Below are 21,308 nucleotides of genomic sequence, written 5' to 3'. Positions count from 1 at the left end.
CATCGGCCGTTCTGCGCGCAACCCTGACACGGAGCAAATGATGACGATCGAGCTTTTCGACTATCGCGACGCGGACACCCTGTTGCAGGCCGGTGTGGCCTTTCCGGAAGGCGAGGGACAGGCACCGGCGGTGCTGATCGTCCATCAATGGGCGGGTCGCGGCGAGGGCGAACATAAGACCGCCGAGCGGCTGGCGGAACTCGGCTTTGTCGGCATCGCGATGGACATGTTCGGCAAGGACGTGAAGGGCGATCCCTCGGGCGACAACAGCCATCTGATCGGCCCCTTCCTGTCCAACCGCGCGGCGCTGTTGCAACGGGTGCGGGCAGCGGTGGCCTTTGCCGCCCCGCTCGACCGGGTCGATGCGTCGCGGATCGCGGTGATCGGCTATTGCTTCGGCGGGCTGTGCGCCCTCGACCTGGCGCGCGGTGGCGCGGACGGCGTGTTGGGGGTGGTCAGCCTGCACGGGATGCTCGACGGCAACGATCTGGCACCGGACGGGCCGATCGCCGCCAAGGTACTGGTCGAACATGGCTGGCGCGATCCGCTGGCCGCGCCGGACAAGGTGCTGGCCTTTGCCGGGGAGATGGCCGCGCGCGATGCCGACTGGCAGCTGCACGCGCACGGCCGGGCGATGCACGCCTTCACCAACACGCACGCCGCCGCCCTGGACAAGGGCATGGCCTATGACGCCGATGCCGATCGCCGGTCGTGGGAATCGGTGACCGCGTTCCTGGCCGAGCTGTTCTGATCCGGTTGCGTGGGGCGGCGCCCGCCCCATCTAACCGGCAGCAAAGGAACGAACGATGACCGACTATCGCAAGACCGAAGAGGCGCTGGCCCGCCTCACGCCCGAACAATTCTATGTGACGCAGCAGAGCGGGACCGAACGGCCGGGCACCGGTGAATATCTGCACGAGAAGCGCGCCGGCATCTATGTCGACATCGTGTCGGGTGAACCGCTGTTCGCGTCGGCAGACAAGTTCGATTCGCATTGCGGCTGGCCGAGCTTCACCAAACCGATCGAGCCGGCCCATGTCGCCGAACTGCGCGACACGACGCACGGCATGCTCCGCACCGAAGTCCGCTCGGCCGGGGGCGACAGCCATCTGGGCCATGTTTTTCCGGACGGTCCGCGTGACCGCGGGGGTCTTCGCTACTGCATCAATTCGGCGGCGCTGCGCTTCGTCCCGCGCGAGGCGATGGAGGTGGAGGGCTATGGCGACTATCTCGATCAGGTCGAGGGATAAGGGTGTCGCCCCGCGTTTTGCAAAGCGTGGCGCCACCGCAGACCGCAACCGATCCCCCGCAGGGGTGGACTATTGTGCGGGATGACTTGAGAAAATGGTGCTGCCGGTGAGGATTGAACTCACGACCTCAGCCTTACCAAGGATGCGCTCTACCACTGAGCTACGGCAGCACTCCGAGCCGGGGGAAAACCCCTCGGCGGCGGGAGGGGCCTATGTGCAGGCATTGGGGGGGATGTCAAGCGACCGTTGCCATATTGGCAGTGAAATGCGTAGAAAGTCACGATGAGCGAAGCGGAACGCAAGGCACGGCTGGCACAGGCGCTGCGACAGAATCTGCGTCGGCGCAAGGATCAGGCGCGGGCCGAGGCTGCGATCGGCCGGCCGGCCGAACATGGGGCCGTCGAACCCGCCGGGGAGTGATCCTTCGCCCCGTTGTTGACAGCGTTGACGGCAACCGACACCCTTCCGCTAGAAAAAGATGGGAGAGGGTGGATGCGTCGCTGGTGGCTGTTGCTGGTCGCGTTGCTGTTGGGACCGGTGGCCTGGGCCGCGCCGGCGGCGCCCGCCGGATCGCCGGTGGCGGTGCATGGCCGGCTGGCGGTGAAGGGCAACCGGGTCGTCGATGCGCAGGGCCGGCCCTATGCCGTGCGCGGCATGTCGCTGTTCTGGAGCCAGTGGCAGCCGCGCTATTATGACCCGGCGACTGTCGCATGGCTGGTGCGCGACTGGCGGGTGACGGCGGTGCGCGCCGCGATCGGTGCGCAGTCCGGCGGCTATGATACGCAGCCCGCAGTGGAAACGAAGCGTGCCGAGACGGTGATCGACGCGGCGATCGCGCAGGGCATCTATGTCGTGGTCGACTGGCACGCGCACCAACCGCGCCCCGACGATGCGGTGCGCTTCTTCACCCACATCGCGACCAGATATCGCGGGGTGCCGAACCTGATCTACGAAACCTATAACGAACCGCTGCCCGAACATGGCTGGGCAACGGTGCTGAAGCCCTATCATATCCGGGTGATCGGTGCGATCCGGGCGATCGATCCGGACGCGTTCGTGGTCGCGGGCACGCGCAGCTGGTCGCAGGATGTCGACGAAGCGGCGGCCGATCCGCTGCCGTTCGCCAACGTCGCCTATACGCTGCATTTCTATGCCGCGACGCATAAGGCCGCTTTGCGCGCGAAGGCAGAGACAGCGATGCAGCGCGGGATCGCGCTGTTCGTCACCGAATATGGCACGACCGCCGCCAATGGCGACGCGCCGATCGACGCGGAAGAGACGCGGACCTGGTGGGACTGGTGCGCGAAGCACGGCATCAGCAATCTGAACTGGTCGGTCGCGAACAAGGACGAGGCATCGGCGATCCTGAAGCCCACGACGCAGGCCCTGTCGGGGTGGAATGAGGCGGACCTGACCGAATCGGGGAGGCTGGTACGGGCGCATACCCGGATGACGCGCTGACTCTATCGTTGCTCCCGGTCGCATGGCATGGATCAGGGCATGACCGATTCCCGCCCGCTCGCCTATCGCCACACCGCCGGCACCGGCCCGACGATCCTGTTCCTGCCGGGCTATGCGTCCGACATGAGCGGGACCAAGGCGCTGGCGATCGAGGCTTGGGCGCGCGAGCGGGGGCGGGCGTTCCTGCGGTTCGACTATGCCGGATGCGGCGAAAGCCCCGGTGTGTTTGAGGAACAGACGCTGGCCGGCTGGGTCGACGACGCGCTGGCGATGATCGACGACGCGATCGAGGGGCCGGTGGTGCCGGTCGGATCGTCGATGGGCGGGTGGATCGCGCTGCTGGCTGCGCGCGCCCGGCCCGATCGGATCGCCGGGCTGGTCGGCATCGCGCCGGCACCCGACTTCACCGACTGGGGGTTTTCGCAGGCCGAGAAGATGGCGCTGTTGACGCAAGGGAAGATCGAGCGGCCGTCGCCCTATGCCGATACGCCGACCGTGTTCACCCGTGCCTTCTGGTCGTCGGGGGAGGCGAACCGGGTGATGCACGCCGAACTGCCGATCGATGTACCCGTGCGGCTGGTGCAGGGACAGCGCGACGCCGATGTGCCGTGGGAGCGCACCGTCCACCTCGCCTCGCGTATCCGTTCAGCCGATGTGCAGACTTGGTTGGTCAAGGATGGCGACCATCGCCTGTCGCGGGACGGCGACATCGCGCTGATCCTGCGCGCTATCGAGGATGTTCTGGGTTGATGCTGTCTCCGCTGCTGTTCCTGGCACTGCAAGCCGCCGCCGGGCCGCAACTGCCCGCCGGGGCCACGCCCGAGGCGCGCTACGATGCCTGCGTCGATGCGGCGACGACCGCGCCCGAACAGGCCGAAAAGATCGCGGGGCAATGGCGGCTGGTCGGCGGCGGGTTCCTCGCGCGGCAATGCCTGGGGATGAGCTATGCCACGCGCCAGCGCTGGACCGCCGCGGCCGAGGCGTTCGAACAGGCCGCGCGCGAGGCGGAAGTGGCGAAGGACGCCCGCGCGGCGAATTACTGGGCGCAGGCGGGCAATGCCCGGCTGGCCGATGGCGATACGATCGCGGCGGGGACGGCGCTGGACGCGGCGCTGGCGAGCGGATCGCTGACCGGGCTGGCGCGGGGCGAGGCGCAGCTCGACCGGGCGCGGGTGCGGGTTGCCGGTGGCGACCTGCCCGGTGCGCGCGGCGATCTCGACCGTGCGGTGAAGGATGCGCCGGCCGATCCGCTGGTCTGGCTGTTGTCGGCGACGCTGGCGCGGCGGATGGGCGACCTGCCGCGTGCGAAGGCGGACATCGCCGAAGCGTTGCGCCGCTCGCCCGACGATGCGTCGGTGCAGATGGAGGCGGGCAATATCGCCGGCCTTTTGGGCGATACCAAGGGCGCTCGCGCCGCGTTCGAGGCGGTGCAGCGCCTGTCCCCCGACAGCGCGCAGGCCAAGGCGGCGGACGCGGCGCTCGATACGCTCCCGCCCGCCTGATGGCGGTTGCGGTGTCCCGATGCCGACCCGATATGCCGGGTCAACGCACTGGGAGCCGTCGATGACCCGCTATCTCCACACCATGATCCGGGTGACCGACCCGGACGCGACCATCGCCTTTTTCGACATGCTGGGCCTGAGCGAAGTCCGCCGCATGGAGAATGAGAAGGGTCGATTCACCCTGATCTTCCTCGCTGCGCCGGGGCAGGAGGGGGTGGCCGAGGTCGAGCTGACCCATAATTGGGACCCAGAACCCTATGCCGGCGGGCGCAATTTCGGCCATCTGGCGTTCCGGGTCGACGACATCTACGCCACCTGCCAGCGGTTGCTGGACGCGAGCGTCACGATCAACCGCCCGCCGCGCGACGGGCATATGGCGTTCGTGAAAACGCCGGACGGCATCTCGATCGAGCTGTTGCAGGACGGATCGCTGCCCCCCGCCGAACCGTGGGCATCGATGCCGAACACGGGGACGTGGTGATGGAGATCGTCCAGATTCCGGTCCTGTCCGACAACTATGCCTGGCTGCTGCATGACGACGCCAGCGGGGAGACGGTGGCGGTCGATCCGGGTGCCGCGCAGCCGGTGCTGGACGCCGCCGCGACACGCGGCTGGACGATCACCGCGATCTGGAACACCCACTGGCATCCCGACCATGTCGGCGGCAATGCGGCGATCAAGGCGGCCACCGGTGCCACGGTGACCGGGCCGGAGGCGGAGCGCGGCAAGATCGCCGATATGGACAATGGCGTGGGCGAGGGGGCGATGCTGTCGGTCGGCGACCATCAGGCCACCGTGTGGGCGGTGCCGGGCCACACCGCCGGCCATGTCGCGTTCCACTTTGCCGACGAAGCCGTGCTGTTCAGCGGCGACACGCTGTTCGCCATGGGCTGCGGCCGGCTGTTCGAAGGGACGGCGGCGGAGATGTACGGCAATATGCGGCGCTATGCCGAACTGCCGGCCGATACGCGGGTCTATTGCGGGCACGAATATACCCTGTCGAACGGCCGCTATGCGCTGGTCGCCGAGCCGGACAATGCGGCCATCGTCGAGCGGATGGCGGCAGTGGAGGCGTTGCGCGAGAAGGGCGAGCCGACCGTGCCGACGACGATCGGCGCGGAGCTGGCGACCAACCCGTTCCTGCGGGCGGGGTCGGCCGACGAACTGGCACGGCACCGCGCGGCCAAGGATGCGTTCTGATCGACAAGAGGAGAGGCGCGATGAAACGATGGGCTTGGACGGCGGCGCTGTTGCTGGGCGCCTGTGCGACCCCGCAGCAGGTGGCGGAAACGCAGGCGAAGGGCGACCGGGAGCTGGCGAAGATGCTGGAGGGGCGCGTTGCGGGCAAGCCCGACAACTGCATCCCGACCGGCTTCATCGACGGGCCGCAGGTGGTGGGCGATTCGCTGATCTATCGCCAGACCGGCAAGCGCCTGTGGCGGACCCAGGTGCGCGACCGCTGCCCGTTCCTGCGCGACGACCAGATCGTGGTGTCGATCCTGTACGGGGCGCAGGTGTGCCGCAACGACCGGTTCCGGCTGGTGGATCGCGGGTCGCAGATCCCGTCGGGCGACTGCACGTTCGGCGAGTTCGTGCCGTATGACAAGGTGGGGTGAGGGGCGGCCGTTGGTCGCCCCCAACCGTTCGTCCTGAGTAGCCGCTGAGCTTGTCGAAGTGGCGTATCGAAGGACCGTCGCGGGTGCTTCGATACGGGCCTTCGACAAGCTCAGTCCCTACTCAGCACGAACGGGATGGGTTTAGGGCGGTTACAGGACGTAGCGGCTCAAGTCCGTATTCCGCGCGATGCTGGCCAGTTGCTTGTCGACATAGGCGGCGTCGATCGTCACCGCGCTGCCCGCACGGTCCTCGGCATCGAAGCTGACTTCCTCCAGCAGCTTTTCCATCACCGTCTGCAACCGCCGCGCGCCGATATTCTCGACCTCCGCATTCACCTCCGCCGCGATGCGGGCGACGGCGGCGATGCCGTCGTCGGTGAAGGTCACGTCGACCGATTCGGTCGCCAGCAGCGCGCGATACTGGGCCGGCAGCGACGCCTTGGTATCCGACAGGATGGCGATAAAGTCGGCCTCGGTCAGCCCCTTCAGTTCGACCCGGATCGGCAGGCGGCCCTGTAGCTCGGGCAGCAGGTCGCTGGGCTTGGCCACATGGAACGCGCCCGATGCGATGAAGAGGACATGGTCGGTCTTCATCGGGCCGTATTTGGTGGCGACGGTCGTCCCCTCGATCAGCGGGAGCAGATCGCGCTGCACGCCTTCGCGGCTGACCGATCCGCCGCGCACGTCGCTGACCGCGATCTTGTCGATCTCGTCGAGGAAGACGATGCCGTTCGCCTCCGCATCGGCAAGGGCGGCGCGGCTGACCTCGTCCTGGTCGAGGCGCTTGTCGGCCTCTTCCTCGACCAGCTTGTCCCATGCGGCGCGGACGGTCAACTTGCGGCGCTTCTGCTGGCCTTGCCCAAACGCCTTGCCCATCATCGCCGACAGGTCGAGCATCTGCGGCTGGGCACCGGGGATTTCGAACGGCATCTGCGGGGCGGCATCGAGTTCGATCTCGATTTCCTTGTCGTCCATATGCCCGTCGCGGAAGCGCTGGCGGAATGCCTCGCGGGTCGCTTCGCTGGCGCCCTTGCCGGTCAGCGCGTCGAGCAGGCGGGCCATGGCGGCTTCCTCCGCCTTGTCCTTCACCGCCACGCGGCGACGTTCGCGCTCCAGCCGGATCGCTTCCTCGACCAGGTCGCGGGCGATCTGTTCGACGTCGCGGCCGACATAGCCGACCTCGGTGAACTTGGTCGCCTCGACCTTCACGAACGGCGCATCCGCCAGCTTGGCGAGACGACGGCTGATCTCGGTCTTGCCGCAGCCGGTGGGGCCGATCATCAGGATGTTCTTTGGGCTAACCTCGTCGCGCAGGTCGGGCGAGAGCTGCTGGCGACGCCAGCGGTTGCGCAAGGCGACCGCGACGGCGCGCTTGGCGTCCTGCTGGCCGATGATGTGCGCGTCCAATGCGGCGACGATCGCCTTGGGAGTCAGACTGTCTTGCATGGAATGTCCGTCAGTTCGCGCTGTCGAGCGCTTCGAGGGTGACGCGATCGTTGGTGTAGACGCAGAGTTCGGCGGCGATGGCCAAGGCCTTGCGCGCGACCTTTTCGGCGTCGCCTTCATAGTCGGACAGCGCGCGGGCGGCGGCGAGGGCGAAATTGCCGCCCGATCCGATCGCGGCGATGCCGCCTTCCGGCTCCAGCACGTCGCCATTGCCGGTGACGACCAGGGTCACGTCCTTGTCGGCGACGATCAGCATCGCTTCGAGGTTGCGCAGGAACTTGTCGGTGCGCCAGTCCTTGGCCAGTTCGACCGCGGCGCGCAGCAACTGGCCCTGATGGCGTTCCAGCTTCGCCTCCAGCCGTTCGAACAGGGTGAAGGCGTCGGCCGTGGCGCCGGCGAACCCGGCGATCACCTTGCCATCGCCCAGTGGGCGAACCTTGCGCGCATTGGGTTTCATGACCGTCTGTCCGGCCGAAACCTGCCCATCCCCCGCGATCACCACGCGACCGCCGCGACGCACGGATACAATCGTGGTGCCGTGCCACACCGTCTCTTTGCTCATGGGGCGCGATATGGGGAGAGGCGGGAAACGCGCAAGGTCCTCCCCGGCACGGGGAGGGGGACCGTCCGCAGGACGGTGGAGGGGGACCTCCGCATCCGGAACCGTTGCGTTGCGCGGACCGCCCCCTCCACCATGCTCCGCATGGTCCCCCTCCCCGTGCCGGGGAGGATCTTATTTCTCGACGCCCTTCGCTTTCCCCCAGGCCCTTGCCGCCGTGTAGCCGAGATAGCCGGTGCCGAAGAGCGCGTAGAGTTCCTCCGGAATGCCGCGCAGATAGGCGGTCATGCCGCGGGCGATGCCGGCGGCCATGTCGGGTTGCACCGCCGAGATCAGCCCCATCGGGATCGCCCACAGCAGCAGCGCATACATGACGTAGAGGAAGCCGGGCCGGGCGCGCGAGGTCCACGGGTCGGTCGACTGCGCCTCCGCGACGATCGCCGAGAGTTGCGCCTTTACCCTCTCCAGATCGGCACTCCCTTCGAGTTTCAGCAGTTCGAGCTTGGCCGCGTCGCGGGCCTTGGGATCGGGGATCAGCTTGTCGAGCAGCGCCGCGATCGGCGCGATCAGGGTGTTGAGCATGGGGCCTCCCAAAAGGTCAAAGTTCACAAAGTTCACACTCGCGGCGCATCGACGCGCGTGGCGAGCCAGCCGTAGAGAAAGGCTTCGTTGGCCGGGCGCGTCTCGGCGAGATGGAGATAGCGTTCGCCCTGCAAGGCGTTGATCGCCTTGACCAAAACTGCTTCGGCGGCGGTGCCGCGCGTGGCGAGCAGGGTGTCGAGCGCGCGCAGCGTCTGCGCACCGATGGCGCCGTCGACGGCCAGATCGCCCCAGTCGCGCTGCTGGCGGTTGAGCGCATTGAGCGCGCGTTGCAGAAAACCCGCCGCCACCGCCGGCCCCATGTTGACGCCGGTGTCGAACAGTTCGCCGGCGAGGCGTGGGGCGCGGCTAGCGATGCGGTCGAAGTTCGGCGCCTGCCAGTAGCGGCGGGAATAGATGCGCGCGGCGAGCTGACGCGGCAGGTCGCGCATGGGGCCGGCATAGCCCTCGGCACGGGCGATACTTTGCGTGATGCCGTAGCGGGTCGGCCCGCCACGGTCGGCCGGGTGGTCGACATAGCCGCCTTCGCGGTCGATGACGTCGTCGATCAGGGTGGTTGCGTCCATTTCTTCCTCCTGTTGGAGGTAGAAAGTAACCAGAACGGTTCTTTGTAGGAAAGCGGCTATGCCGGCGCAGAACGCCGGGTTGGCCACTCCCGCGCAGGTGGTGGCAGTTGGGTCACGGCAAACTCACCCGTTTGGTTCGAGCAGCTTCGAGCTTGTCGAGAAGCGTCCGTCGAGAATGCATCGTTTGGGGCAACCCCTTCTCGACTTCGGTTCTCGACAGGCTCGAACCTCTGCTCAAAGCAAACGGGGGTGGGGAAGGGGGGAGGGGGAAGCGTAGGGGGTTAGACCCTGATGACATGAAACCTGTCCGGTCGTGCTGAGTAGGGGCTGAGTCCTTCGACTGCCTGCCTGCGGCAGGCGCTCAGGACAGGCTTCGGTGCGCAGCACCGAAGTCGAAGACCCGTATCGAAGCACTTGGTAAGCGGTCCTTCGATACGCCCCTTCGACAAGCTCAGGGGCTACTCAGGACGAACGGGTAGGCTTGAAGTCATCATGCTCTAGGGGAAGGGGGGCGACCTCACGCCGCCCCCTGCAACCTCATTTGAGGTCGAGCATCACCACCGACTTGGCCGGCAACGTGACCGTCAGCGTGCCGTTCGCGACCTGCGCGCCGGTGAACGTCGCCGGCACGACGGCGTTCGGATTATCGAAGCTGTTGTGCGCGGTCATCGTCGGGGCTGTCAGGACGCGGCCGGTGACGGTCGCGCCGGCCACGCCGGTCAGCGCGACGCTGATCGGGGCGGGGCGGTTGGGATCGGCGTTCGACAGCGCGATATGGACCACGCCGTCCTTGCCCCTGACCGCCGAGGCCGACACCGCCGGAATCGCCCACTGATCGCGTGAGTAATAGGGGCTGGCGACTGTGATCGGCAGGACGGTGCCGTCCATATACGGCTTGTACATTTCGAACACGTGATAGGTCGGCGTCAGGACCATCTTCGGCCCGTCGGTCAGGATCATCGCCTGCAGCACGTTCACCATCTGGGCGATGGCGGTCATCTTTACCCGGTCGGCGTGCTTGGCGAAGATGTTCAGGTTGATCGCGGCGACCAGCGCGTCGCGCATCGTGTTCTGCTGCCGCAGGAAGCCCGGATGCGTGCCCGGGTCCTGCGCATACCAGGTGCCCCATTCGTCAACGGCCAGCCAGACGCGCTTCTGCGGGTCGTATTTGTCCATCATCGCCGAATGGCGGGTGATGAGTTCCTCCATCTTCCACGTCCGGCCGAGCGTTTCGGCCCAGGCGGATTCGTCGAAGTCGGTCGGCGATCCCCTGGGCGGCCAGGTGCCGCCGAGCACCGTGTAATAATGGAGCGAGACGGCATCGATCTGGCCGATCGCCTCGCGCATCATCACGTCGGTCCAGTTATAGTCTTCCGAATTGGCGCCCGACGCGATCTTCAGCACGCGGCTGCCCTCCGGCGACTTGATGAAGGTCGCGAAGCGCTTCGTTTCGTCCGCCGCATATTCGGGGCGCATGTTGCCGCCGCAGCCCCACAATTCGTTGCCGATGCCGAAATAGGGCACCTTCCACGGGGCCTTCCGCCCGTTCTTCGCGCGTTCGTCGGCCAGCGTGCCGGCCGCTTGCGTCATGTATTCGACCCACTCGGCCATTTCGCGGGGGGAACCGTTGCCGACATTGCCCGAGATATAGGCTTCCGCGCCGACCTGTTCGGTCAGGTCCATGAATTCGTGGGTGCCGACCGCGTTATCCTCGGTCACGCCGCCCCAATTGGTGTTGATCTTGACCGGCCGCTTTGCCTTCGGGCCAATTCCTTCGCGCCAGTGATATTCGTCGGCGAAGCAGCCGCCGGGCCAGCGGATGACCGGCACGCCCAGCCGCTTGAGTGCCGCCACCACGTCGTTGCGGAAGCCGCGCGTGTTGGGAATCCTGCGGTCGTTGCCGACCCAAAGTCCGCCATAGATGCCGTTGCCCAGATGCTCGGCGAACTGGGTGAAGATGCGCCGGTCATAGGTGGGACCAGCCTGGTCGCCGCGAATCGTGATCTTCGCCGGTTCGCCCGGTTGCGGCGTCGGTGCGCTCTGCGCGCTCGCGGTCGCCGCGATCAGCAGCGATGCGGTGCCGAGCACGAAAGCGCGGGCGCGGTGGCGCAGCGTATGGCGCATGGTCGTCTGGCCGGTCATGGGACAAGCTCCCCTCTGTCATTATTGTCGGACTAATGCGTAGCGATCCGATCGCCGGCGATCAAGCGCGGATCGGGACGCTTTGCAGCGGGCGGCAGGGCGGGTAAGAGGGCGGCATCGTCCCTTTTCATCGACAGGTCTGTATCTTTTGACGTCCTCCCCCCAGTCGTGCGGCCTTGTCGCGGTCCTTGGTGCTCCGAATGCGGGCAAGTCGACGCTGGTCAATGCGCTGGTCGGACAGAAGGTCGCGATCACCAGTCCCAAGGCGCAGACGACGCGCACCCGATTGATGGGCATCGCGATCGAGGGAACCACGCAGCTGCTGCTGGTCGATACGCCGGGTATCTTCGAGCCGAAGCGCCGGCTGGACCGGGCCATGGTGTCGGCGGCATGGGAAGGCACGGCGGGTGCGGATGCGGTCGCGGTGGTGGTCGACGGCAAGGGCGGCATCGGGCCGAAGGTCCGCGCGATCGTCGAGCCGCTTAGCCAGCGGAAAGAGCCGAAGCTGCTGATTCTCAATAAGGTCGACATCGCCGACAAGCCGCGCCTGCTGGACCATGCCGCGCGGCTGCACGAGATGGCGGCGTTCGAGGAGACGTTCTTCGTCAGCGCGACGACCGGCGACGGGCTGGCGGAGATGAAGGCGGCGCTGGCGAAGCGGATGCCCGAGGGGCCGTGGCATTTCCCCGAGGACCAGGTGAGCGACGCCACCGACCGGATGCTGGCGGCCGAGGTCACGCGCGAGCAGCTGTACCACCAGCTGCACGAGGAACTGCCCTATGCCAGCGCGGTCGACACCGAACGCTATCTGGAGCGCGAGGACGGATCGGTCGAGATCCATCAGCAGATCTATGTCGCGCGCGACACGCAGCGCGCGATCGTGCTGGGCAAGGGCGGACAGCGGATCAAGGAGATCGGCGCGACCGCGCGGCTGGAATTGCAGGAATTGCTGGGGGTGCGGGTGCACCTGTACCTGCACGTGAAGGTCAAGCCGAACTGGGAAGAGGACCGGATGCTGTACCGGGACATCGGGCTGGACTGGGTGGAGTAACGCCAGCCGCCACGTCCCCCGGACTTGATCCATCGCCACGGAACGTCGCCCCAGCGAAGGCTGGGGCCTCCAGCGGTTCCTGCCGACGCGCTACAACCGGGAGACCCCAGCCTTCGCTGGGGTGACGTCCAGTTCGATGGTGTGCGAACTCAAAACAATTTCCGCACCGACAGCCGCACGATCCGACCGTACGGATCGAGGAACGACGGCTGGAAGCGATAGGGCACCGCGCCGGTGCGGTCGCGGACGTCGATCCGGTCGTTCAGCAGGTTCTGGACGTCGAACTGGAACGTCATGCGCTTTGCCCATGGCGTCCGGGGCACCAGCTTCTCCGCCTCGATCTGTGCGTAGAGGCCGATGAAGGCCAGTCCGGAAAAGCGCAGGTCGGACGTCGGAAGGGAACTGCGGATGCGGGTCGCGGGACGCCAATTGGCATAGGTGCCCAGCCGATAGGCGCCGATCGACCCGCCGACATTGCCCATTAGCTCATAGCGGGGGCGACCGCCGGTCCCGTCGAGCGTCTCGCCATCGAGCAGGTCGAGTTCGTCCTGCCCCTGTCGCAGCGTCAACCGGTCGTCGAGTCGCGCGATCATGGTGACGAACGTCCAGATTTGCGGCCGGTCGGGTGGCGGGGGTGCGTCCTTGGCCGGCGGCGGCGGGGTCGGGCCGACCGGCGTGAACAGCGAGACTTCGGCCTTCAGCTTGCGTTCGACCTCGCGGAACAGGTTTACCGGGCGGATGTCGGCGCGCAGCAGGCGGCCGGCATCGTCGCGGAGGAAGCGTTCGGGAAAGGCGGCCTGCAACGCCGCCGTCGCGCTGCCGAGATTGGCGACCTGATCGGTGATGCGCGTGTCGACATAGCTGAGATTGAGGTTCAGCTGCTTGTCCTTGATCGGGTGCCAGCCGATGCCGAGGGTGCGGATCTGGCGTTCCTCGGGCCGCAGGTCGGTATTGCCGCCGCCGGTGACCGTGATCGGCGCGCTGGCCCCGGTCACGAAGTCGAAAAATGGCGAGTTGGGAACGGTGACGACCGGCGCGGTCAGCGTCGCGATGGCAGGCGGGGTGCGCGCTGTGTTGATCGACGCGGTGATCTGGACCGGCCGCCACGGCGTCCAGTTGAGCGCGACATTGCTGCTGGCGAGGGTGCCATAGTCCGACACGCCGGTCAGGCCGAGCATGACATTGGCCGACAGCGATCCGATCGCCGACAGCACCGCGCGATCGGCCGAGGCGATCGGCAGGTCGAGGCTGGCGCTGCCGCCCCGGACGGTTCGGGTCAGGTCACTGGCGGCACCTGCGTCGTCGGCCAGCCGCCCGCTGCTGTCCGACCGGGCATAGTCCGCATTCAGCGTCAGTTGCGCCGGGCCGGCGGGCAGTTGCAGGACCGGGCCGTTGGCGGTCGCCTTCGCGGTCAGCGTACCGGTGACGGTGCGGCTGCGCGTCACGATCATCGGCCGGGCGGCGATGGTGGGGGACAGGTCGAACGGATCGGCGCCGGCATCGACCGCCGCCTGCAACGCATCCGGCGCGACGCCGCGATCGACCGCGGCCCGTGCGCGTACCCGGTCGTATCCGCCGGTGACATTCCACAGCCACCGGCCGACGCCGCCCTGCACGGTCGTCGCGGCGTGCAGCGTCAGATTGTCGTTGCGCTGGGTCAGCACCGGCCCTTCGCCCAGATAGCGATCGAGCAGCACCGGACCGGCAAAGGGCAGGGCGGTGCCGGCGGGCAGCGTGAGCGTCGCCGCCTGCAACCCGGCGAGCGCGCTGCCGCGATCCGCCTCCATCGTCAGGTTGATCGAGGCGGTCATCGTCTTGCCGATCGGCATGGCATGGGTGCCATCGACCTTCAGCGCGTCGCGACTGCGCAGCGACAGGAACGGCGAGAGGTCGGTCGGGCGCGCTCCGGCGGTATAGTCGGCCAGCCCGCCGCGCCGGGCCGGATCGATCGGCACTGCGGCGGCCGGTACGGCACGGCCGGCCAGCGCATCCAGCGCGGGATCGATGCTGCCGCCGCCGATGGCGCGGACATTGCCGATCCGGTCGAACGGACTGTCGCTGTCGAGCAGATAGGGGCGCTCAGACGCGAGCAGCCGGTTCTGCCGGTCGTAATTGATCGTGAGCACGGTGCGCCGGTCGCCGGCGATGCGGGTCGACCCCAGTTCCAGTCGGGCGGTGCCGCCGCCGCCATCGGTGGTGGTGCCGGCTCCCTGATCGACCACGATCGCGCGGAAGCGCTGTTTAAGGACGAAATTGACGACGCGGACGGTGGGCGAAAAGCCGAAGCGGGCGGCATCCTGTTCCGACAGCACCTCGGTCCGCTCCAGTGCCTCGGGCGGAAGCGTCCAGATTTCGCGATAGCCGGAGATGCGGCGGCCGTTCAGCAGGAACACCGGATCGCCGCCGCTGGCCGAAGTGGTCAGCGGTTTGAGGAGATTGGCGAGCTGTTCCATGCTGGTCGCGCCCAGGGCGCGCAGCGCGGCGGCGTCGAGGACCGCGACCGGCGCGATGTCGCCGATGGCGGAGCCGGGCGGGCGCTTGCCGGTGACGATGATGTCGTCGCCGCGAGGTTCTGCATCGTCCTGCGCGGCGGCGGGCAGCGGCATCGCCACGACGGCGGCCCCGGCCAGTGTTCGCCCGACTGCCGTCCTCATCCGCCGCTCCACGATCGTTGCGACGGCAGGGCTAGGGTCGGTTTTCGACCGAAACGTGGCGAAACACGGCAACGGCGCGGCGGGCATGAAAAAGGGCCGGCCCTTCCCGTACAGGAAGGACCGACCCCATGTCCGGCACCCCGTTACGCCACCGGGGGCGCCGGAAACCGGTCAGCGGCGGCAGTAGCGCGGCGCGTCGGCCTTATCGATCGCCCGTCCGGCGACCGCACCGACGCCACCGCCCAGGATGGTGCCGAGCAGGCGATCGCCGCGACCGGCAACAGTGTTGCCGAGCAGGCCGCCGGCGATCGCACCGATCACGGTGCCGCCATCGCCATTCTCGCAGCGCTCGCCACGGGTGTTGGCATAGCGATCACGATAATAGCCGCGGTCGCCGCGATACGAACGATAGCCCCGGTCGTCGCGATAGCCGCGATCATAGCGGTCGCCGCGATATTCCCGCTCGTAGCGGTCGCCGCGCCAGCTCTGCGCCGAAGCGGCGGTGGGGGCGGCGGCGGTAGCGACCGTGGCAAGCGCGGCAGCGGCGAGCGTCAGCTTCTTGAACATGGGTCTTCTCCCTCAAAACTTTGCGGCAGAATGTCTGCCTGTGATTTGGGGTATGCACCGATTCGCTTGAGCGGATACTGAATGCGCCTGTTAGCTGCCGTTCATTATTCGGGCGGAACGGTTGGCGTTGCGTGGCGGCACGCCCGCTTATCCACGCCCGTCATCCCGGCGCAGGCCGGGATCCATTGTGTCGGGTGTTCGCGACCCTGTCGCTGCCGTCCCCCCATCCATGGATTCCGGCCTGCGCCGGAATGACGGGGAGCAAGGACTGCAACGCCACCGCAAAGCGCCCCGCGCCCAATGCGGGTTTTGCTTTAGTTCCTGCCCGCAAAACCCTATATACTCGCTATGGCAACGAACCCCAATCAGAACGACTACGGCGCAGATTCGATCAAGGTGCTCAAGGGACTGGATGCGGTCCGCAAGCGCCCCGGCATGTATATCGGCGATACCGACGATGGCTCCGGCCTGCACCACATGGTGTTCGAGGTGAGCGACAATGCGATCGACGAGGCGCTGGCGGGCCATTGTGACCGCATCCTCATCACGCTGAACGCCGATGGCTCCGTCTCGGTCGAGGACAATGGTCGCGGGATTCCGACCGGCATCCACAGCGAAGAGGGTGTGTCGGCGGCCGAGGTCATCATGACCCAGCTGCACGCGGGCGGGAAGTTCGAGAACACCAACGACGACAATGCCTATAAGGTATCGGGCGGCCTGCACGGCGTGGGCGTGTCGGTGGTGAACGCGCTGTCCGACTTCCTCGACCTGACCATCTGGCGCGACGGGCAGGAGCATTACATGCGCTTCCGTCGCGGCGATGCCGAAGCGCCGCTGAAGGTGGTGGGGCCATCGGACAAGCGCGGGACGCGGGTCACCTTCCTGCCGTCGCCCGACACGTTCAAGATCGTCGAGTTCGATTTCGACAAGCTGGAACACCGCTTCCGTGAACTGGCGTTCCTCAATTCGGGCGTGCGGCTGGTGCTGGTCGATGCCCGGCACGAGGAACCGCGCGAGGTCGAACTGTTCTACGAGGGCGGGATCGCCGCGTTCGTGAAATATCTCGACCGGACCAAGACGCCGCTGATGCCCGATCCGATCGCGATCCATGGCTTTCGCGACGATGTCGGCATTGACGTCGCGCTGGAATGGAACGACAGCTATTACGAGAACGTCCTCGCCTTCACCAACAACATCCCCCAGCGCGACGGCGGCACGCACATGGCGGCGTTCCGCGCCGCGCTGACGCGAACGCTCAACAACTATGCCGACAAGTCGGGCATGTTGAAGAAGGAGAAGGTGTCGCTGACGGGCGACGACATGCGCGAGGGGCTGACGGCGATCGTATCGGTCAAGCTGCCCGATCCGAAGTTCAGCAGCCAGACCAAGGACAAGCTCGTGTCGTCCGAAGTCCGCCAGCCGCTGGAAGCGCTGATGGCCGACAAGCTGGCCGAATATCTTCAGGAAAATCCGGCGAACGCGAAGTCGATCATCCAGAAGGTGATCGATGCGGCCGCCGCGCGCGAGGCGGCGAAGAAGGCGCGCGAGCTGACCCGGCGCAAGGGCGCGATGGACATCGCCAGCTTGCCCGGCAAGCTGGCCGATTGTCAGGAGCGCGATCCGGCCAAGTCCGAACTGTTCTTCGTCGAGGGTGACTCGGCTGGCGGATCGGCCAAGCAGGGCCGCGACCGCCATTTTCAGGCGATTCTGCCCCTGCGTGGCAAGATCCTGAACGTCGAGCGTGCGCGCTTCGACCGGATGCTCGCCAGCCGGGAGATCGGGACGATCATCACCGCGCTCGGCACCGGCATCCGCGACGATTTCAATCTCGCGAAGCTGCGCTACCACAAGATCGTCATCATGACCGACGCCGACGTCGACGGCGCGCATATCCGCACGCTGCTGCTGACGTTCTTCTATCGCCAGATGCCCGAGATCATCGAGGCGGGGCACCTCTATATCGCCCAGCCGCCGCTGTATAAGGCGACGAAGGGCCGGTCCGAGGTCTACCTCAAGGACGACAACGCGCTCGACGAATATCTGGTCGAGGCCGGCGTCAACGCGCATGTGCTGGAAAGCCCGGCGGGGGCGCGCAGCGGCGACGATCTTAAGGCGCTGCTTAGCCATGCGCGGCGGATGCGGACGCTGATGCGCTATGTCCCGCGCCGCTACGACATGGGCATCGTCGAGGTGCTGGCGCTGGCCGGGGTGCTCGACCCGCAGATCAACGATGCCGATCGCCAGACACGGCTGGACGATGCGGTGTCGCGCATCGGGCGGACCGATGTCGAGGCGCAGTGGACCGCGCGGGTGACCGAGGATGGCGGCCTGCAGTTCCAGCGGCGCTGGCGCGGGGTGACCGACACGCACAATATCGAACCGGCGTTCCTGTTGTCGGCCGAGGGGCGCAAGCTCCACGGCCTCGCGGCGGAAGAGGCGGCAAGCTATGCCGGCGTGTCGAAGCTGGTCAGCGCGCGTAGTGTATCGGCCGATCCGATCGCTGAACCCGAGGTCGAGGAGGGCGAGATCCCCGCTATCGCCGCCAAGGGCGAGACGCTGGTCGCGCGGCCGAGCCAGTTGCTCGACGCGATCCTTGCCGCCGGGCGCAAGGGCCTCTCGATCCAGCGCTACAAGGGGCTGGGCGAGATGAATGCCGAACAGCTGTGGGAAACCACGCTTGACCCGTCGAACCGGTCGATGCTGCGCGTCGCCATCGAACAGGCGGACGTGGCGGACGAAATCTTCACGCGCCTGATGGGCGACGTCGTGGAGCCGCGCCGCGACTTCATTCAGGAAAACGCGCTGAACGTGGCGAATCTGGACGTTTGATGGTGATGGGGGTGAGCAGGTCGGCTAGCATCACGACCACCTGCTCACTCTCTTCCCGCAGGAGAACCGTCCTGCTTTTCCGAAAAGCTGTCGCGGGTAGATGGTTTTGAGAAAGCGCGTTCGGGGCGGAACGGCGAATGCTTCCCGCGTGCCCCCGGCGCTACTCAATGTCGCCCGGAACGGATCGATATTTACCGGCCTATCGTCACCCCGGACTTGTTCCGGGGGCCACGGTGCGGCGATCGGTGCAGCCAGCGCTTCCTGGGACAAGGTGAGCGGCGAAGTGGACCCCGGAACAAGTCCGGGGTGACGAAGAGGCTGGGGGCGTCGATCACGAACGACATCAGGCGTAGTTGAATGTCGATCGGCATCAGGGCGCGAAGAAAGCGGCCTTGCCCATCACCATCGAATCGTCACGCGCAAGGATATAAAGATATCCTTATATGTCGATTGACACACGCCGTGCGATGGTGTTGAACCAGCCTGTCGAGGTTCCCCATCCCAGGCATGGCGATGGGGCTAAGACGGGAAGCCGGTGGCGCCCTTCGGGGCGGAATCCGGCGCTGCCCCCGCAACTGTAAGCGGCGAGCGGCGGCTCCATTTCGTGTCACTGGGCTTTGCAACAAGCCCGGGAAGGCCGGAGCCACCGCGTTGACCCGTGAGCCAGGAGACCTGCCTTTCGACGCCATAACGTTCCTCGGACGGGGGTTCCTCCGGTGGATCGCGCTCGACGCGTGGGTCCTGTGGCGTGACGCCATCCCGGCCCGTCCGTGCCCTGCGCGCTCTCGCCTGACCTCTGCCCGCAAAGCCAGGTGAGTCATGACGAATAGCGGGTTCACGTTCACGCTCAGCAGCATTCCGTTCGACGAGGAATATCGTCCCGCCGACAACACGCGCATCACCACCAACTTCGCGAATCTTGCCCGCGGGGAAAGCCGCGAGGCGAATCTGCGCAACACACTGGTGATGATCGGGCATCGCTTCAATTCGCTGATGCATTGGGACAATCCCGCCGGCGATCGCTATGCAGTGGCGCTGAACATCGTCTCGGCCGGGTTGCGGATCGAGGGCGGCGCGCGCGACGAAGCGTTCCCGCTGATTGAAATCCTGCACACCATCGTCACCGACAAGGCCAGCGGTGAGCGTACCGACGGGATGGTCGGCAACAATTTCTCGTCCTACGTGCGCGATTACGATTTCAGCGTCGTCCTGCCCGACCATCTCAAGGCGGGGAGGGACGGGGCACCGGACGGGTTCGGCGACCTGCACGGCAATCTGTTCAAGCGGTTCCTCGACTCCGCCGCCTATCGCGACAACTTCCGCAAGGCACCGGTCATCTGCCTGAGCGTGTCGAGCCGGGAAGTCTATCACCGGACCGCGAACATGCACCCCATATTGGGGGTCGAGTATCGCAACGACCGATATTCCCCGACCGACCGGTATTTCGCGAAGATGGGGATGAAGGTGCGGTACTTCATGCCGCCGCACAGCGTCGCGCCGCTGGCCTTCTATCATATCGGCGATCTGGTCAGCGACTATACCAACCTCGAACTCGCCAGTACGATCAGCACGATGGAGACGTTCCAGAAGATCTACCGTCCCGAAATCTACAACGCCAATTCGGTGGCGGCGGAACAGTATCAGCCGAGCCTGACCTATCAGGACTATTCGCTGACCCGCATCGTCTATGATCGCGAGGAGCGCAGCCGGCTCGCCGCCCGGCAGGGCAAATTCGCCGAAGAGCATTTCATCAAGCCGCATGGCGCCGCGCTCGCGCGCTGGTGCGCGACCCACGGCCTTTGATCCTCCCCCAGAACGACAGGTATTCCAGCATGATATTGTTGCCGACGACGACTGCGGGCAGCCTGCCCAAGCCTGCTTGGCTCGCCCAGCCCGAAACCCTGTGGTCGCCATGGAAGCTGGAGGGCAAGGAACTGATCGCGGGCAAGCAGGACGCGCTTCGCCTGGCGGTCGACGACCAGCGGCAGGCCGGGATCGACATCCTCGGCGACGGCGAACAGACCCGCCAGCATTTCGTCACGACGTTCATCGAGCATCTGGACGGCGTCGATTTCGAGAAGCGGGAGACGGTGCGCATCCGCAACCGCTATGACGCCAGCGTGCCGACCGTCGTCGGGTCCGTTTCGCGGCCCCGGCCGGTCTTCGTCGACGATGCGCGGTTTCTCCGTTCGCAGACCGACCGGCCGATCAAGTGGACGCTGCCGGGACCGATGACGATGATCGATACCCTGTACGACGCGCATTACCGCAGCCGCGCGAAGCTGGCGTGGGAGTTCGCGTGCATCCTCAACGAAGAAGCCCGCGCGCTGGAAGCGGTCGGCGTCGACATCATCCAGTTTGACGAACCCGCGTTCAACGTATTCTTCGAGGAGGCCAACGACTGGGGCATCGCCACGCTGGAACGCGCGGCCGAAGGGCTGAAGGCCGAGACCGCCGTCCACATCTGCTACGGCTATGGCATCAAGGCCAATACCGACTGGAAGAAGACGCTGGGTTCCGAATGGCGCCAATATGAGCAAACCTTCCCCAACCTCCAGAAGTCGAAGATCGATATCATCTCGCTCGAATGCCAGAATTCGCGGGTGCCGATGGACCTGATCGAACTGATCCGGGGCAAGAAGGTGATGGTCGGCGCGATCGATGTCGCGACCGACACGATCGAGACGCCGGAACAGGTCGCCGACACGCTGCGCAACGCCCTCCGCTTCGTCGATGCGGACAAGCTCTACCCCGCCACCAACTGCGGCATGGCGCCGTTGGCGCGTGACGTCGCACGCGGCAAGCTGCAGGCGCTGGGTGCCGGGGCGGCGATCGTCCGCCGGGAGCTGACGGCCTGACCCATCCGCCGTGCGGCGTCTGATCGTCGTTCCCGTGCCGGTGGTCCCGCCCTCGACGAACGGGCGGGCGCGGCCTTGGAGGTGGCGGACGCACTGCGGGTCGGTCTAGGGCCGATCGGCATTCAGGATCGTTGAGCGGCGTACAATCCTTTCGTCACCCCGGAACAAGTCGAGGTGACGAAATAAAATGTGAATGTCGCTCGGTCC

20 protein-coding genes, 1 tRNA gene and 1 riboswitch are annotated in these 21,308 nt (G+C 66.5%); of the genes, 13 read left to right on the top strand and 8 right to left on the bottom strand.

Going from position 1 to position 21,308, the window contains the following annotated elements; genetic code table 11:
* Positions 1–40: 40 nt before the first annotated feature.
* Both ASE83_RS00900 and msrB read left to right on the top strand, forming a co-directional pair.
* Positions 41–751 (top strand): dienelactone hydrolase family protein, encoded by a 711-nt coding sequence (locus tag ASE83_RS00900; RefSeq protein ID WP_200921852.1) that lies wholly within the window; start codon positions 41–43, stop codon positions 749–751.
* 55 nt (positions 752–806) lie between these two features.
* A complete protein-coding gene (msrB, locus tag ASE83_RS00895; RefSeq protein ID WP_055787188.1) occupies positions 807–1,250 on the top strand; it encodes a peptide-methionine (R)-S-oxide reductase MsrB in 444 nt (147 codons plus the stop codon).
* A gap of 95 nt (positions 1,251–1,345) precedes the next feature.
* Here the strand turns inward: msrB and ASE83_RS00890 are convergent.
* Positions 1,346–1,420: transfer RNA gene (locus tag ASE83_RS00890), tRNA-Thr, on the bottom strand.
* Positions 1,421–1,532: 112 nt separating this feature from the next.
* Here ASE83_RS00890 and ASE83_RS18735 point away from each other — a divergent pair.
* The 7 genes from ASE83_RS18735 (at position 1,533) to ASE83_RS00860 (ending at position 5,829) form a co-directional block, all read left to right on the top strand.
* Positions 1,533–1,670, top strand: a complete 138-nt coding sequence (locus ASE83_RS18735; RefSeq protein ID WP_200921853.1) for a hypothetical protein — start codon at positions 1,533–1,535, stop codon at positions 1,668–1,670.
* 72 nt (positions 1,671–1,742) lie between these two features.
* Positions 1,743–2,711 carry a glycoside hydrolase family 5 protein gene (locus ASE83_RS00885; RefSeq protein ID WP_055787190.1) on the top strand — a complete coding sequence of 323 codons (969 nt, stop codon included), beginning with the start codon at positions 1,743–1,745 and terminating at the stop codon, positions 2,709–2,711.
* Positions 2,712–2,750: 39 nt separating this feature from the next.
* Positions 2,751–3,461 carry an alpha/beta hydrolase gene (locus ASE83_RS00880; RefSeq protein ID WP_055787772.1) on the top strand — a complete coding sequence of 237 codons (711 nt, stop codon included), beginning with the start codon at positions 2,751–2,753 and terminating at the stop codon, positions 3,459–3,461.
* The gene (locus tag ASE83_RS00875; RefSeq protein ID WP_055787194.1) at positions 3,461–4,213 is read left to right on the top strand and encodes a tetratricopeptide repeat protein; all 753 of its coding nucleotides are present in this window, start codon (positions 3,461–3,463) and stop codon (positions 4,211–4,213) included. The genes ASE83_RS00880 and ASE83_RS00875 overlap by 1 nt, the downstream gene beginning before the upstream one ends.
* A gap of 61 nt (positions 4,214–4,274) precedes the next feature.
* Positions 4,275–4,694: a VOC family protein gene (locus tag ASE83_RS00870; RefSeq protein WP_055787773.1), complete on the top strand. Its 420-nt coding sequence runs from the start codon at positions 4,275–4,277 to the stop codon at positions 4,692–4,694.
* Positions 4,694–5,413, top strand: a complete 720-nt coding sequence (gene gloB, locus ASE83_RS00865; protein ID WP_200921863.1) for a hydroxyacylglutathione hydrolase — start codon at positions 4,694–4,696, stop codon at positions 5,411–5,413. The genes ASE83_RS00870 and gloB overlap by 1 nt, the downstream gene beginning before the upstream one ends.
* A gap of 20 nt (positions 5,414–5,433) precedes the next feature.
* Positions 5,434–5,829 (top strand): hypothetical protein, encoded by a 396-nt coding sequence (locus tag ASE83_RS00860; protein WP_055787196.1) that lies wholly within the window; start codon positions 5,434–5,436, stop codon positions 5,827–5,829.
* 150 nt (positions 5,830–5,979) lie between these two features.
* On the opposite strand, the gene hslU is transcribed toward ASE83_RS00860, so the two are convergent.
* From hslU to ASE83_RS00835, 5 genes are all read right to left on the bottom strand, one after another.
* A complete protein-coding gene (gene hslU, locus ASE83_RS00855; RefSeq protein ID WP_055787200.1) occupies positions 5,980–7,275 on the bottom strand; it encodes an ATP-dependent protease ATPase subunit HslU in 1,296 nt (431 codons plus the stop codon).
* Between the two features lie 10 nt (positions 7,276–7,285).
* Positions 7,286–7,837 (bottom strand): ATP-dependent protease subunit HslV, encoded by a 552-nt coding sequence (gene hslV, locus ASE83_RS00850; RefSeq protein WP_055787203.1) that lies wholly within the window; start codon positions 7,835–7,837, stop codon positions 7,286–7,288.
* A 171-nt stretch (positions 7,838–8,008) separates the two neighbouring features.
* On the bottom strand, positions 8,009–8,416 hold the full coding sequence (locus tag ASE83_RS00845) for a holin family protein (protein ID WP_055787205.1): 408 nt from the start codon (positions 8,414–8,416) through the stop codon (positions 8,009–8,011).
* A 32-nt stretch (positions 8,417–8,448) separates the two neighbouring features.
* Positions 8,449–9,000 carry a glycoside hydrolase family 108 protein gene (locus ASE83_RS00840; RefSeq protein ID WP_055787207.1) on the bottom strand — a complete coding sequence of 184 codons (552 nt, stop codon included), beginning with the start codon at positions 8,998–9,000 and terminating at the stop codon, positions 8,449–8,451.
* A gap of 537 nt (positions 9,001–9,537) precedes the next feature.
* On the bottom strand, positions 9,538–11,124 hold the full coding sequence (locus ASE83_RS00835) for an alpha-N-arabinofuranosidase (protein ID WP_055787779.1): 1,587 nt from the start codon (positions 11,122–11,124) through the stop codon (positions 9,538–9,540).
* Between the two features lie 166 nt (positions 11,125–11,290).
* Between ASE83_RS00835 and era the strand changes: the two genes are divergently transcribed.
* Positions 11,291–12,193, top strand: a complete 903-nt coding sequence (gene era / locus ASE83_RS00830) for a GTPase Era (RefSeq protein WP_055787209.1) — start codon at positions 11,291–11,293, stop codon at positions 12,191–12,193.
* Between the two features lie 149 nt (positions 12,194–12,342).
* On the opposite strand, the gene ASE83_RS00825 is transcribed toward era, so the two are convergent.
* Together ASE83_RS00825 and ASE83_RS00820 are read right to left on the bottom strand one after the other, a co-directional pair.
* Entirely contained in the window at positions 12,343–14,847 is a 2,505-nt protein-coding gene (locus tag ASE83_RS00825; protein ID WP_055787212.1) for a TonB-dependent receptor, read from the bottom strand.
* Positions 14,848–15,018: 171 nt separating this feature from the next.
* Positions 15,019–15,414 (bottom strand): glycine zipper 2TM domain-containing protein, encoded by a 396-nt coding sequence (locus ASE83_RS00820; protein WP_055787214.1) that lies wholly within the window; start codon positions 15,412–15,414, stop codon positions 15,019–15,021.
* A gap of 348 nt (positions 15,415–15,762) precedes the next feature.
* Between ASE83_RS00820 and gyrB the strand changes: the two genes are divergently transcribed.
* The 3 genes from gyrB to ASE83_RS00805 all read left to right on the top strand — a co-directional run bounded on the left by gyrB (position 15,763) and on the right by ASE83_RS00805 (position 21,101).
* Positions 15,763–18,243, top strand: a complete 2,481-nt coding sequence (gyrB, locus tag ASE83_RS00815) for a DNA topoisomerase (ATP-hydrolyzing) subunit B (protein WP_055787217.1) — start codon at positions 15,763–15,765, stop codon at positions 18,241–18,243.
* Positions 18,244–18,715: 472 nt separating this feature from the next.
* A riboswitch (cobalamin riboswitch) is annotated at positions 18,716–18,937 on the top strand.
* A gap of 125 nt (positions 18,938–19,062) precedes the next feature.
* Positions 19,063–20,046 carry a DUF1852 domain-containing protein gene (locus tag ASE83_RS00810; RefSeq protein ID WP_055787219.1) on the top strand — a complete coding sequence of 328 codons (984 nt, stop codon included), beginning with the start codon at positions 19,063–19,065 and terminating at the stop codon, positions 20,044–20,046.
* Between the two features lie 29 nt (positions 20,047–20,075).
* Positions 20,076–21,101: a methionine synthase gene (locus ASE83_RS00805; protein WP_055787223.1), complete on the top strand. Its 1,026-nt coding sequence runs from the start codon at positions 20,076–20,078 to the stop codon at positions 21,099–21,101.
* Positions 21,102–21,308: the final 207 nt, after the last annotated feature.

This window comes from Sphingomonas sp. Leaf32 (assembly GCF_001421765.1).
Taxonomy (GTDB): domain Bacteria; phylum Pseudomonadota; class Alphaproteobacteria; order Sphingomonadales; family Sphingomonadaceae; genus Sphingomonas.
This window is presented reverse-complemented; position numbering and strand designations above follow the sequence as displayed.